This window comes from Streptomyces sp. NPDC048277, from assembly GCF_040652235.1.
GTDB lineage: Bacteria > Actinomycetota > Actinomycetes > Streptomycetales > Streptomycetaceae > Streptomyces.
Genome location: NZ_JBEZLQ010000005.1, coordinates 69,367 through 83,527, shown reverse-complemented (window position 1 = coordinate 83,527; position 14,161 = coordinate 69,367). Strand labels below are relative to the sequence as shown.

General features: G+C 70.8%; 10 protein-coding genes. 8 read left to right on the top strand and 2 right to left on the bottom strand.

Features of this window, described 5'->3' with window-relative positions:
* Positions 1-7: 7 nt before the first annotated feature.
* Together AB0D85_RS13225 and AB0D85_RS13220 are read right to left on the bottom strand one after the other, a co-directional pair.
* Positions 8-1,345 (bottom strand): 6-phospho-beta-glucosidase, encoded by a 1,338-nt coding sequence (locus AB0D85_RS13225; RefSeq protein WP_362318211.1) that lies wholly within the window; start codon positions 1,343-1,345, stop codon positions 8-10.
* On the bottom strand, positions 1,342-2,106 hold the full coding sequence (locus AB0D85_RS13220) for a DeoR/GlpR family DNA-binding transcription regulator (protein ID WP_362318208.1): 765 nt from the start codon (positions 2,104-2,106) through the stop codon (positions 1,342-1,344). Before AB0D85_RS13220 ends, AB0D85_RS13225 begins: the two co-directional genes overlap by 4 nt.
* 127 nt (positions 2,107-2,233) lie before the next feature.
* Here AB0D85_RS13220 and AB0D85_RS13215 point away from each other — a divergent pair, with 127 nt between their 5' ends.
* The 8 genes from AB0D85_RS13215 to AB0D85_RS13180 all read left to right on the top strand — a co-directional run bounded on the left by AB0D85_RS13215 (position 2,234) and on the right by AB0D85_RS13180 (position 14,024).
* Positions 2,234-3,286: a carbohydrate kinase family protein gene (locus AB0D85_RS13215; protein WP_362318205.1), complete on the top strand. Its 1,053-nt coding sequence runs from the start codon at positions 2,234-2,236 to the stop codon at positions 3,284-3,286.
* Between the two features lie 89 nt (positions 3,287-3,375).
* Positions 3,376-4,650, top strand: coding sequence for an extracellular solute-binding protein (locus tag AB0D85_RS13210; RefSeq protein WP_362318202.1), 1,275 nt, complete (start codon positions 3,376-3,378; stop codon positions 4,648-4,650).
* Between the two features lie 34 nt (positions 4,651-4,684).
* Positions 4,685-5,659, top strand: a complete 975-nt coding sequence (locus AB0D85_RS13205) for a sugar ABC transporter permease (protein WP_362319242.1) — start codon at positions 4,685-4,687, stop codon at positions 5,657-5,659.
* The gene (locus tag AB0D85_RS13200) at positions 5,656-6,525 is read left to right on the top strand and encodes a carbohydrate ABC transporter permease (protein ID WP_362318199.1); all 870 of its coding nucleotides are present in this window, start codon (positions 5,656-5,658) and stop codon (positions 6,523-6,525) included. Before AB0D85_RS13205 ends, AB0D85_RS13200 begins: the two co-directional genes overlap by 4 nt.
* A gap of 27 nt (positions 6,526-6,552) precedes the next feature.
* Positions 6,553-7,491, top strand: coding sequence for an alkaline phosphatase family protein (locus AB0D85_RS13195; RefSeq protein ID WP_362318196.1), 939 nt, complete (start codon positions 6,553-6,555; stop codon positions 7,489-7,491).
* Entirely contained in the window at positions 7,488-10,433 is a 2,946-nt protein-coding gene (locus AB0D85_RS13190; RefSeq protein WP_362318193.1) for a glycoside hydrolase family 2 TIM barrel-domain containing protein, read from the top strand. The genes AB0D85_RS13195 and AB0D85_RS13190 overlap by 4 nt, the downstream gene beginning before the upstream one ends.
* Positions 10,434-10,482: 49 nt before the next feature.
* Complete coding sequence (locus AB0D85_RS13185) at positions 10,483-12,309, top strand: LamG-like jellyroll fold domain-containing protein (protein WP_362318189.1); 1,827 nt, start codon at positions 10,483-10,485, stop codon at positions 12,307-12,309.
* A 26-nt stretch (positions 12,310-12,335) separates the two neighbouring features.
* On the top strand, positions 12,336-14,024 hold the full coding sequence (locus AB0D85_RS13180; protein WP_362318187.1) for a PHP domain-containing protein: 1,689 nt from the start codon (positions 12,336-12,338) through the stop codon (positions 14,022-14,024).
* Positions 14,025-14,161: the final 137 nt, after the last annotated feature.

Genomic DNA, 14,161 nt, shown 5'->3' with positions numbered 1-14,161 from the left:
CGGCTGGCTACTTAAGATACGCGAGGCCCGGGTGGACCTCGGTGTACCCCTCGACCAGCCGGCGGGCCACGTTCACCGAGTCGACCAGCGGGTGCAGGGCGAACGCCTTCACGGCCGTCGTACGGGAGCCGGACTCCGCCGCGGCGAGCACCTCGCGCTCGACCGCCTTGACCGAGCAGACCAGGCCGGTGGCGTGGTCGGGCAGCGGGGCGACGGCGACCGGGTGGGCGCCGTTGGCGTCGACCAGGCAGGGCACCTCGATGACGGCGTCGCCGTCGAGGGCCGCGAGGGTGTCGCGGTTGCGGACGTTGAGGATCAGGGTGGTGCGCTCGTCGCGGGCGATGGCCCGCATCAGGGCGAGGGCGACCTTCTCGTAGCCGCCGGACAGGTCGTCGGCGTCGCGCTCGCCGGCGCCGGCCGTCTCCCGGTTCTCGGCCATGTAGGTGGCCTCGCGCTCGGCGCGGGTGCGGTCCCAGGTCTCCAGGGCCTTCGCCCCCGGGTTCCGGACCTGCTCGTAGAAGTGCGCCTGCTGGTCGCGCAGGAAGGCGCCGCGGGTCTTCTCGGCCTGCTGGTAGGCGCGGACCGCCTCACGGTTGAAGTAGTAGTAGTGCAGGTACTCGTTCGGGATCGCGCCCAGGGACTGGAGCCAGTCCACGCCGAAGAGCTTGCCCTCCTCGAAGGAGCCGAGCAGATCGGGGTCGGCGAGCAGCCGCGGGAGTTCGTCGCGGCCCGCGATGTGCAGACCGCGTACCCAGCCGAGGTGGTTGAGGCCGACGTAGTCGATCCAGGCCTCCTTCGGGTTCCCGCCGAGCACCCGGGCGATACGGCGGCCGAGGCCGACCGGGGAGTCGCAGATGCCGATGACGCGGTCGCCGAGGTGCCGTGACATGGCCTCGGTGACGAGGCCGGCGGGGTTGGTGAAGTTGATGACCCAGGCGTCGGGGGCGAGCCGGGCCACCCGCCGGGCGATGTCGACGGCGACGGGGACGGTCCGCAGACCGTAGGCGATCCCGCCCGCGCCGACGGTCTCCTGGCCGAGGACGCCCTCGGCGAGGGCGACCCGTTCGTCGTTCGCGCGGCCCTCCAGGCCGCCGACGCGGATCGCCGAGAAGACGAAGTCGGCGCCGGTGAGGGCCTCGTCCAGATCGGTGGTGGCGGTCACGGCGGGGGCGTCGGGGACGCCGGCCGCCTGCTCGGCCAGCACCCGCGCGACCGCGTGCAGCCGGCTGTCGTCGAGATCGTGCAGCACGACCTCGGTGACCCGGCCTTCGCCCCGGTCCGCCATCAGTGCGCCGTACACGAGCGGCACGCGGAACCCGCCGCCGCCCAGAATCGTCAGTTTCACGGTTGAGCCTTTCCTGCCAGGACCACGTCGACACCGGCCTCCTCCAGGGCGGACCGGGTCGCCGGGTCGACCGACGCGTTCGTCACCACCACGTCCAGGTCCTCGGGACCGCAGACCTTCGCCATGCCCGTACCCGGGAACTTCGCCGCGTCGGCGAGCAGGACGACTTTGTCGCTCGCCTTGATCATGGCGCGCTTGACCGGCACCTCGACGACCGTCGTGTCCATCACCTGTCCGCCCGGGCGCACCCCGCTGGTGCCGAGGAACAGCCAGTCGGCGTGCAACTGGCGCAGGTTGTCCTCGGTGAGGAAGCCGACCAGGGAGCGGTACTCACGGCGGAGCATGCCGCCGAGCAGCACCAGTTCTATGCCCTCGTCGTCGGCGAGCTCCTCGTAGACCACCAGGTTGCTGGTGATCACGGTGAGGCGGCGGCCGTGCAGCTGGCGGGCCAGCCGGTAGGCGGTGGTGCCGATGTCCAGGAGGACCGACTGGCCGTCGGCGACCATCGCCGCGGCATGCGCGGCGATGGCGTCCTTCTCGGCCACCCGTACCTCGGCCACCTCGGCGAAGGGCTGGTCGCCCTCCTCGACGACGGCACCGCCGTGGACACGCGTGAGAAGCCCGTCGTCCTCCAGCTTGACCAGGTCGCGCCTGATCGTGGCGGGGCTCACACCCAGCTGTTCGGAGAGGTCGGTCACAGCAGCGGGGCCGCCGGAGCGCAGGGCCCGCAGGATGAGTTGATGTCGTCGTTCTGCCAGCACGCGGCGAACACTACTCGTCATCTTCAATCAAATCCATGCTCAGTTCTGCTCGGGTATTGACCAATCTCGCGGAGCGGCGCACGATTCCCGTCATCAAAATGACGAGTTTTGACGAGAGGCTGTGCGCGTGGACGACGACAGGCCCGATGTGCTGCTGACCGGGCTGCTCTTCTACGACCTCGTCCTCACGGGGCTCGGGAAGCCGCCGACGCCGGGCGAGGAGATCTGGACGGCCGGCATGGGCTGCGGCCCCGGCGGCATCGCGAACCTCGCGGTGGCCACGGCCCGGTTCGGCCTGCGCACCTCGCTGGCCACGGTCTTCGGGGACGACTTCTACGGCGAGTACGGCCGGGACATCCTGTGTGACCAGGAGCACATCGACCTCTCGCTCTCGCGCATCGCGGACGACTGGCCCACCCCGGTCACCGTCTCGCTCGCCCACGGTGACGACCGGGCCCTGGTCACCCACGGCTCCGAGCCGCCGTACTCGCAGGACGTGCTGATGGGCGACCCGCCCGAGGCACGCACCGCCCTGGTGCACATCGAGGCGGAACCGCGCGAGTGGATCGCCAAGGCGGCCGCGAACGGCACCCACATCTACGCCGACGTCGGCTGGGACCCGACCCAGCAGTGGTCCACCGACCTCCTCGACCAGCTGGCCCTGTGCCACGCCTTCCTCCCGAACGAGACCGAGGCCATGGCCTACACCCGCACCGACAGCGCGGTCGCGGCCCTGGGTACCCTCTCCGAACTGGTCCCGGTGGCCGTGGTGACCCGCGGAGGGGACGGCGCGGTGGCGGTCGACCAGACCACCGGCGAGTACGCGGAGGTCCCCGCCCTCGCCGTGGACGTCCTCGACGCGACGGGCGCCGGCGACGTCTTCGGGGCGAGCTTCGTCACCGCCTCGCTCGGCGGCTGGCCGCTGGCGGACCGGCTGCGGTTCGCCGTCCTGGCCGCCGGACTGTCCGTCCAGCACCACGGCGGAGCACTCGCGGCCCCCGGCTGGTACGGCGTCGACCGCTGGTGGCGCTCGCTGACCGACCCTGACCTCAAGCGCTCCTACGGCTTCCTGGCGGACCGGATCCCGGCCGACGTCGGCCCGCCGGTGCGCCACGCCCCCGTGACCCCGCCCGCCCCTCGCACGCTCGTCGGACCGCACGCCTCCGAACGGCGGCACTGACCTTCCCGTCTCCCTGGCCCGCTCTCCAACCCCCTTGGCCCGCTCTAGTACCCCCTTGGCACGTCGAACAGGAACAACAGGAGTGACCCGTGGACCTTTCTCGTAGAGGCTTCCTCCAGGCCGCCGTCTTCACCGCGGCCGCGTCCGGTCTCACCGTCGCATGCGGCGGCTCAGGATCGGGCGGCACCAAGAACGGCAAGGACCTCACCCTGTGGTACTGGGGTGGCGCCCTGAGCGACAAGGTGGTGGCCGAGGCCAAGACGCACTTCAGCAGCCAGGTCAAGCTGACCACCGCCTCCATCGGCGGCGACTTCAAGCAGAAGCTCACCACCACCCTCGCGGCCGGCAGCTCGGTGCCCGACATCACCGGCATCAAGGGCGAGGACATCGCGTCCTTCCTGCCCAACGCCTCCCGCTTCCTCGACCTGAACGAGCTGGGCTTCAAGAAGCTCTCGTCCCAGTACCTGGACTGGAAGACCAAGCTCGCGCAGACCAGCGACGGCAAGCAGATCGGCTTCCCGATCGACATCGGCCCCACCGCGCTCTTCTACCGTGCGGACCTGTTCGCCAAGGCCGGCGTGGACACGGACCCCGACAAGGTCGCCGCCCTGGTCAAGACCTGGGAGGACTACTTCGCGCTCGGCACCGAGCTGCAGAAGAAGAACCCGGGCACCTACCTGGTCAACAACATCAGCTCCATGTTCGACATGACCGTCGGCCAGGGCACCCAGCGGTTCATCGACAAGAACAACCACTTCATCGGCGACCAGGACCACATCCGCGCCGCGTGGACCACGTCGGTGCGTCCGTACACCCTCGGCCTCGACGCCAAGATCAACGACAACACCTGGAACGCCGCCGTCGGCAAGAACCTCCTCACCGAGCTCGGCGCGGCCTGGCACGCGCTGGACATCGAGCAGGCGGCGCCGGGCACCAAGGGCAAGTGGCGGGTGTGCGCGATGCCCGTCGGACCGGCCAACCAGGGCGGCTCCTACCTGGCGCTGCCCAAGCAGTGCCGGAACCCCGAAGAGGCGTTCAAGATCATCAGCTGGATCCTCAGCCCCGCCAACGACGCCCGCGGTTTCACCGACGCCGCCATCTTCCCGGCCGCCCCGGCCGCCTACGCCATGCCGGCCATGACGGGCCCGGACGCCTTCTTCGGCGGGCAGAAGATCATCGAGGTCTTCGGTCCGGCCGCCAAGGCCGTCCCGTCCGCCTACGAGGCCCCGGCCGACGCCGCCGTCATGGCTCCCTACAAGACGGAGCTGACCAACATCGAGGCCAAGGGCAAGAAGCCCGACGACGCCTGGAAGGACGCGGTCAGCCAGGCCAAGCAGATCGCCCGGCGGCAGGGGGTGAGCTGAGGTGACGTCACCTCCGGTGACCGGTCCCGCCGCGGTGCCCGAACACCGCGGCGGGCCGGGCCCGGCCCGGTTCCGCCCGCGGCGCACCCCGCCCGCGGGCGGGGCCCGGCCCCGGCGGCGCGGCCCGCTGTCGTACTGGCGGCAGTACCTGGCGATCTCGCCGTTCTACCTGATCTTCATCGCGTTCTCGTTCTTCCCGGTCTTCTACTCGCTGTATCTGGCCTTCCAGCGCTGGGACGGCCTGGGCGACATGCAGTTCGTGGGCCTGCAGCAGTTCAAGTTCCTGTGGTCGGACCCGGTCTTCTGGCTGTCGATCCGCAACACCCTGGTCATCTGGGTGCTGTCCACCGTGCCCACCCTCTTCGGCGCGATGGTGCTCGCGACACTGCTGCACTCGGTGCGCCGCTTCAAGGGCTTCTACCGCATCGCCCTCTACGTTCCGAACGTCACCTCGATCGTGGCCGTGGCGATCTTCTTCGGCGCGGTGTTCAGCAACAACTTCGGTCTGGTCAACGCGATCCTGGGCACGGTCGGCATCTCGCCCGTGCCGTGGCTGAGCAACCCGTGGCTGATCAAGGTGGTCATCGCGCTGCTGATGACCTGGATGTGGACCGGCTACAACATGATCATCTACCTGGCCGGTCTCCAGGCGATCCCGGCGTCGATCTACGAGGCCGCGAAGATGGACGGCGCCGGCCCGATCCGCACCTTCTTCCAGATCACCGTCCCGATCATGCGGCCGATCATCCTGTTCACCGTCGTCATCTCGACCATCAACGGCCTGCAGAGCTTCAGCGAACCCCAGGTCCTGTTCGCCAGCAACGCCGCCAACGCGAACCTCGGCGGCCCCGGCCAGGCCGGTCTGACCACGTTGCTGTACTTCTACCAGTCGGCGTTCCTCAACAACGACTACGGCTACGGCGCCGCCATCGTGTGGGCCTTCTTCGTACTGATCATCGTGCTGGTCGCCGTCAACTGGCGCATCACGCAGCGAGGGAGGAAGTCATGACGACAGCCGACACGACCCGGCCGGCCACCGGGAAGCGGCGGCTGCGCCGCCCCAAGGGCCTCACCGCCCACATCTTCCTGATGCTGGCCGTCGCGCTCTCGGTCTTCCCGTTCCTGTGGACGATCGTCATGGCGACCAACACCACCCAGGACATCTACAAGAGCCCGCCCAAGCTGACCTTCGGCTCGCACCTGCTGGAGAACATCCGGCACGTGCTGAACACCATCGATTTCTTCGGGTCGATGCTCAACACGGTGATCGTCGCGTGCGTCACCACCGTCCTGGTGCTGTTCGTCGACTCCCTGGCGGCCTTCGCCTTCGCCAAGTTCGACTTCCCCGGCCGCAAGATCCTCTTCGGCACGCTGCTGCTGTTCATGATGCTGCCGCTGCAGCTGGCCGTCCTGCCGCAGTTCATCCTGATGTCCAAGATCGGCTGGGTCGGCACGCTCCAGGCACTGGTCCCGCCCGCCCTCGCCAACGCCTTCGGCATCTTCTGGCTGCGCCAGTACATAGAGAACGGCGTCCCCGACGAACTGCTCGACGCCGCGCGCATCGACGGCGCGGGGTTCTTCCGCCAGTACTGGAACATCGCGCTGCCGATGATCAGGCCCGCGCTGTCCTTCCTCGCCATCTACGCCTTCGTGGGCGCCTGGAACGACTACGTCTGGCCGCTCATCGTGCTCACCAACCCCGACCACGTGACCCTCCAGGTGGAGCTCGCGCAGCTCAACGTCGGCCACACCACCGACTACAGCATGGTCATGGCCGGTGTGCTGATGGCGGCGCTGCCGCTGGTCATCGTCTTCGCGATCTTCGCCCGGGGGTTCATCGCGGGGGCCACCGAGGGCGCGGTACAGGGCACCTGATCCGTGTCGCGAGAGAGGGGGTGGGCGGTGCCGTACGACGGGGCGGCAGGGCGGCCGGGGCGCGGCAAGGTGCTCGTGGTCGGGATGGACGGGCTGCGCTTCGACCGGCTGGCCCGCGGCCGTGCGGCGGCGCCCGTGCTGCACGGCCTGATGGCCGCGGGCGCGTACGGCACCAGCCTGCTGCCGTACGGCGAGGCGGACGGCCAGGCCGCGGACGGGCCGTCGACCAGCATGGCCTACACCGACTCCGGGCCCGGCTGGTCGAGCGTGCTGACCGGGGTGTGGCCCGACCGGCACGGGGTGACCGGCAACGACTTCGCCGGCGCCGACCTCACCCGCCACCCCGACTTCCTCAGCCGCGCGGCCACCGCCCGCCCCGGTCTGCGCACCGCGGCCGCGGTGTCCTGGCCCGAGCTGGTCCATCGCGGTGTCCTCGGCCCGGCCGTCGGCCTGCGTGTGCACCACGACGGCGAGACCGACGGCTACGCATCCGCGGACCGCCGTGTCGCGCGCACCGCCGCTGACTGGCTGAGTGAACAGGACGCCCCGGACGTCCTGTTCGTGTACTTCGGCGCCACCGACGAGGCCGCACACGCCTCCGGCCCCTTCTCCGCCGCCTACGACGAGGCTCTGCTCGCCCAGGACGGCCACCTCGGACGGCTGCTGGCCGCGATCGAGGCCCGCCGTGCCGGCGAGCGCTGGACCGTGCTGGTCACCACCGACCACGGTCACCTCGACACCGGCGGACACGGCGGCGACACCCGCGCCGAACGGGAGGTCTTCGTCGTCCTCGCCGAGCCGGGCGGCGCCGACCCCGGCAGGCCCGCCGCCGCCCGGCTCGACGCGCCCCGGCTCGTCGACATCGCCCCCACCGTCCTGGACCGTCTCGGCATCCCCGCCGACCCCGCCTGGAACCTGCCGGGCCGGGTCCTACCGCCGCCCGCACCGACTTCGGAATGGTCATGACCGACGCACAACCGCAGCTGAACCCCCTGACGGCACTCCGCCCCTGGGAGGCACCCGAGGTGACCTCCTGGGGGCGGCTGCCCATGAACGCCGTCGACCGGCGCTCCGGAGCACTCCCCCTGGACGGCGACTGGCGTTTCCAGTTGCTGCCCGCTCCGGACGCGCCGGTCGGCGGTGCGTGGTCGACGGCACACGTCCCCGGTGCCTGGACCGTGCAGGGCACGGACGACCTGCCGCAGTACACGAACGTGCAGATGCCGTTCCCGGCATTCCCCCCGCTCTCCCCCGCCGCCAACCCCACCGGGGTCTACGAGCGTGAGCTGGACGTCCCCGCCGAGTGGGCCGGACGGCGGATCGTGCTCCAGGTGGGCGCGGCGGAGAGCGTGCTGCTCGTGCAGGTCGACGGGCGGCCCGTCGGCGTCTCCAAGGACTCCCATCTGGCGGCCGAGTTCGACCTGACCGGGGTCGTGCGCCCCGGGGAGCGGTCGGTGCTGCGGCTGACCGTCGTCAAGTGGTCGGACGCCACGCACATCGAGGACCAGGACCACTGGTGGCACGGCGGGATCACCCGTTCCGTGCTGCTGTACACCACCGACCCGCTGTATCTCGCGGACGTGACCGTGCGGGCGCGGCAGGACGGCGAACTGCGGGTGGACTGTCTGGTGCGGAACGCGGCGGGCGACCGGGCGCTGCCCGGGGGCTGGTACGTCACCGCCGACCTGGACGGTGAACTCCTCGCGCAGGACGCCGAGTTCGACCGGCTCAACACCGAGGACGACCGGGTCTCCGACTTCCTCGGCGAGGCCCGAATCCACGCGGTCGTGCCCGAGGTGCGCACCTGGAACGCGGAGGAGCCCGAACTGTACGGGCTGACCGTCCGGTTGCACCGCGCGGACGGCACGGTCGCCGACACGTCGTACCAGCGCATCGGCTTCCGGGACGTCGAGATCGTCGGCCGGGACCTGCTGGTCAACGGCGAGCGCGTGTTCATCCGCGGGGTGAACCGCCATGACTTCCACCCCCTCACCGGGCGGACGGTGTCGTACGACGACATGCGCGCGGACCTGGTGGTGCTGAAGCGGTTCGGGTTCAACGCGATCCGCACCTCGCACTACCCGAACGACCCGGCCCTGTACGGCCTCGCCGACGAACTGGGCTTCTACGTCGTCGACGAGGCGGACATCGAGTCCCACGACCACGCGCACGAGATCGCCGACGACCCGCGCTATCTGAACGCCTTCGTGGACCGCGTCTCACGCATGGTGCTGCGCGACAAGAACCACCCCTCCATCATCGTCTGGTCGCTGGGCAACGAGTCCGACTACGGCGCCAACCACGACGCGGCCGCGGGCTGGGTGCGGCGGCACGACCCGACCCGGCCCGTCCAGTACGAGGGGGCGGCCAAGCGCGGCTGGGCGGACCCGGACGTGGCGTCCGACATCGCCTGCCCGATGTACGCGTCCCTGGAGGACTGCGTGGCGCACGCGCTGTCCGGGGAGCAGACCAAGCCCCTGATCCAGTGCGAGTACTCGCACGCCATGGGCAACAGCAACGGCACGCTGGCCGACCACTGGGCCGCCATCGAGTCCACTCCGGGTCTTCAGGGCGGGTTCATCTGGGAGTTCTGGGACCACGGAATTCTCCAGCGGGTGAGCGACGGAAGACCGGTCGGGCGCACGGGCGCCGGACTGTATGACAACGGTGTCGCCGCGCCCGGCCACCGCTGGGCGTACGGCGGCGACTTCGGCGAGGCCCTGCACGACGGGGCGTTCGTCGCGGACGGGATCGTCTTCCCCGACCGCACCCCCAAGCCCGCGATGTACGAGCACCGGGAGATCGCTTCGCCGGTCCGCATCCGGTGCTTCAAGCACGAGGGCGTGGTCCTCGCCAACCACCAGCACTTCCGCGGCCTGGACTGGCTGACCGGCACCTGGGAGCTGGCGCTGGCCGACGGCCGTACCCTGACCGGCCCGGCCGAGCTGCCCGAGCTGCGGCCCGGTGAGACCGCGGCCGTACCGCTGCCGTTCGAGGTACCCGCGGACGGCGGGGAGGCGTGGCTGACGCTGCGGGTCACCGTCGCCGAGGACCAGGCGTGGGCGCCGGCCGGTACGGAGGTGTGCGCGCCGCAGATCCGGCTCCGGGCCGCGGACCCCGTGGGCGAGCCGGTGGCGGCGGGACCGGCCGTCGAGGTGGACGGCGAGGGGCTGCTGCTGCACCCGCTGCTCACGGTCGCGCCGACGCTGTCGCTGTGGCGGGCGCCCACCGACAACGACGAGCTGGGCGGCATGGCGCTGCGCTGGCGGACCTGGGGCCTGGACCAGCTGGTGCGCAAGGTGGTCTCCGTACGCCACAACGGCGACCGGGTGACCGTGCTCGCGGAGTACGCCGGCACCGTGGGAGTCGTACGGCACCAGCAGGAGTTCACGCCGGTCGAGGGCGGTGTCCGGGTCGACGAGTCGGCCGAGCTCCCGGAGGAGTTCGACGACGTGGCCCGGGTGGGTTCGGTCTTCGAGACGGTGGCCGGGCTCGATCTGCTGGAGTGGTTCGGTCAGGGTCCCTGGGAGTCGTACCCGGACCGCGCCGCCGGAGCCCCGGTCGGCCACCACTCGCTCCCCGTGGACGAGTTGTTCACCCCCTACCTCCGGCCCCAGGAGAGCGGCGGCCGGCACGGCGTACGGCGGTTCACGCTGTCGGCGTCCGACGCCACCGGACTCGCCGTCGAACTCGACGAGCCCCGCCAGGTCTCCGTCACCCGCTACCGCGCCGAGGACCTCACCGCCGTCACGCACCACGACGAACTCGTGCCGCGGGCCGGCTGTGTGGTCCACATCGACGCCGCACACCGGGGCCTCGGTACGGCCTCGTGCGGTCCCGACACCTTCCCCTCCTACCTCGTCGCACCGGGCGTCCACCGCTGGAGCTGGACCCTGCGCGTCCTCTGAGATCCCCCCACGCCCTTCGCCGTCACTTCTGCTTACCCACGGAGCACTCGTGTGTACTTCGCATGACCACCCCCAGGGCGAGGCCGCGCAGGCCGGAGCCGGAAGACGCACCTTCCTCAGGGCCACCGCGCTCCTCGGCGCCGCCGCCACGGCCGGGGTCGCGCTGCCGACCGTCGCCGAGGCGGCCTCGGGGTCCGGCTTCCGGCCCGACACCGAGAGCCGGCGCTTCACCCTCGCGGTGATGCCCGACACCCAGTACCTCTTCGACGGTCCGAGCATCAACCCGGCGCCGATCGAGGCCTCCCTGCGGTATCTGCTGGAGCAGGCCAAGGAGGACAACATCGTCTTCCTGTCGCACCTCGGTGACCTCACCCAGAACGGCGCCGTCGAGGAATTCACCGCGATCAGCGACGCGTTCGGGATCCTCGACCGGCGCGGGGTCGGCTACAGCGTGCTGGCGGGCAACCACGACATCAGGTCGTCCACGGACGACCAGCGCGGCGACACGCCGTACCTGGACGCGTTCGGCCCGCAGCGCTTCCAGGACAAGTCCACGTTCGGGGGCGCCTCCTCGGACGGCTACAACACCTACCACCTGTTCCAGGCGGCCGGGCGGGAGTGGCTCGTCCTGGCGCTGGACTGGCGGCTGTCGGCGAAGGGCTACGCCTGGGCGAAGGACGTCATCGCCCAGCACCCGAAGACGCCGGTCATCCTCACCACCCACGAACTGGTCGTGGACGACGACACGTTGTCGTCGTACGGGCAGCAGCTGTGGGACCAGCTGATCAACGAGCACGACCAGATCTTCCTCACCCTGAACGGGCACTACTGGCCCGCGCGCCGCGCCACCCGCACGAACGCGGCCGGCAACGAGGTGCACCTGCACCTGACGAACTACCAGAACCGTTACTTCGGCGGCGCGGCGATGATCCGCCTCTACCACTTCGACCTGGACCGCGACGTCATCGACGTGGAGACGGTCTCGCCGTGGATCCTCGGCCGGGCCAAGAAGGGCCTCAACGAGCTGGAGCGGCAGGAGATCGAGCTCAGCGGCGACGAGGACCGCTTCTCCGTCGGCATCGACTTCGCGGACCGCTTCGCCGGCTTCGACCCGGTGCCGGTCCGCCCGGCGCGGCCCGCCTCGCAGCTGCTGGTCCGCGGCACGGCCGCCTACTGGCGGTTCGACTCGGCCGTCTCCGGTACGGTCCGTGACCTGTCCGGCAACGGCAACGACCTCACCGTGGTCTCGGTGGGCGGCGGCACCCTCGGCTGGTCGGCGGACCACCACCCGGACCAGCCGGGCCACGGCAGCCTGGAGTTCACGGGTTACAAGTCCCCGCTGAAGGGCGCGTACCTGAAGACGATCGACGGCGCCCCGCTCAACTCGGCGACGTTCAAGGACGGTTACACCATCGAGGCGTTCTACCGGCTGCCCGCCGACTGGAACGCCTCGCACAACGCCTGGTCCGGACTGGTCAGCCGCACCGGCCGCAACGGCTCGGTGGGCACGGTGACCGACGACCCCGACGAGCCCCTCGCCACGCTCTCCCTCTCCGACGGCCCCGGCCCGCAGTGGGCGGCGCACCCGCTCAACCAGCAGCAGCTGGCCACCAACTGGGGCGACGAGACCGACCCCGAGATCTGGTGGCACGTGGCCGTGGTCAACGACGGCCGGCACACGGTCATGTACGTCCAGGGCTGCCCGGTGGCCCGCAACCCGCACGCCCCCGCGATCGGCATCGCCTCGTCCGGCAAGCCCTGGCTGCTCGGCGGCTACGAGTACGCGGACAAGATCGACCAGATCCTGCACGGCCGCCTCGGCGACGTCCGGATCGTCTCCCGGGCCCTGCCCGTCTCCTCCTTCATGACCCACTGACCCCCGTTACGAGGATCACCACTCTCATGACCGAGCAGCAGCTGCCCACCTGGGCCGATCCCTCCGTCTCCGCCGCCGAACTCGACGCCCAGGGCGTGTCGAGACGCGGACTCCTGCGCCGTGCGGGCCTGTTCGGCGCCGCGTTCGCGCTGGGCGGGGCGGCCGTCCCCGCGCTCGCCGCGCCCGCCGCCGCCTCCGCCGGCGGCCGGGACCTGGGCGGCGAGGACCCGCGCCTCGCCTACCTGGTCGGCGACCACCACGTCCACTCCGTGTACAGCCACGACGCCAAGTACACGTTCTCCCAGCAGGCCCAGGCCGCCGCCAAGTACGGCCTGGACTGGATGGTGTTCAACGAGCACTCCAACTTCGGGCACGCCTACTACGGCGCGAAGATGGAGCACGCGGAGATCCTCAAGGCCCGTGCCGAGAACCCGCGCCAGCTGATCTTCCAGGGCCTGGAGTGGTACATCCCGGCCGCCGAGCACTGCACGGTCTTCGCCGCGCCCGGCCCCAACGAGACCGACCTGCTCACCCGGTTCGAGCTGGCCTACGACGGCAAGCTGCTCGGCTACACCGAGGGCTCCGCCGGCGCGGCCGACACCGCCCGCAACGAGGCCCACGCCGTCAAGGGCATCCAGTGGCTGGCCGAGCAGCGTCGCACCGGCTATGTCGACGACGTCCTCGTCCTCGCCAACCACCCGCTGCGCCTCGGCATCGACTCCCCGCACGAGATCCGCAACTGGCGGGACGCGGCCGCCGAGATCATGATCGGTATGGAGGGCGCGCCCGGCGCCCAGGGTGCCGCGATCCCCGGCTGGGGCGGCACCACGGCGATCCGCGGCGAGTACCAGAACAAGCCCTCCGCCCAGTCCTGGGCGGGCTACCCGGTGGACGCGTACCTCACGTACGGCGGTTTCGACTGGGCGACGGCGACGGTCGGCGGCCTGTGGGACGCGATGCTGTCGGAGGGCCGACTCTTCACGATCACCACCAACTCCGACAACCACCGCACGGTCTTCGACACCTGGAAGAACGGCGACTGGGCGGCGGGGCAGAACTTCGACAACACCGGCAGGCTGCCGGACCCGGTCAACACCGACACCACGCAGCCCGGCAGCGACTTCTGGCCCGGCGAGTTCAGCCGCACGCACGTCGGCGTCACCCGCTACGGCTACCGCGCGGTGATGGCGGGCCTGCGCGCGGGCCGGGTCTGGCTGGACCACGGCCACCTGCTCGACGGTCTCGACGTCCGGCTGAAGCGGGACTGCGACCACGGCGACGGCGTCACCCTCGGCGGCCGGCTGCGGGTCCGCAAGGGCGAGCGGATCACCCTGTACGTGACGGTGACGACCGCGTCCCGGGCCAACGCCCAGGGAATCCTGCCCCAGTTGGCGCACGTCGACGTCATCCGGGGCGCGGTGCGCGGCCCGCTCGCCGACCGCGACACCTGGCAGGCGCCCGACACGAAGGTCGTCCGGACGACGGACGTGTCCGGCCGCAAGGGCACCTACACGCTGCGCGTCCCGATCACCGCGGGCGACGAGTCCTTCTACGTCCGTCTGCGCGGCAGCGACGGCAACCGGGGCGGCACGGGCTACCTGGGCGCGTCGATCGACCCGCACGGCCCGATCCCGCACGAGCCGGGCAACGGCGACCCGTGGGCGGACACGTGGTTCTACTCCAACCCGATCTTCGTGGATGTGGTGGGTTCCTGACGGATCATCACGTACGAGGGTCGCTCCTCCGCCCCCGGCCTCTGCGATATCGCCAAAACTCCGCACACCCGGATGATCTGGGTCACCATGGGGAATGGCCGTTGCACGACGGCAGGGCATACCGCAGTTGACGGGGG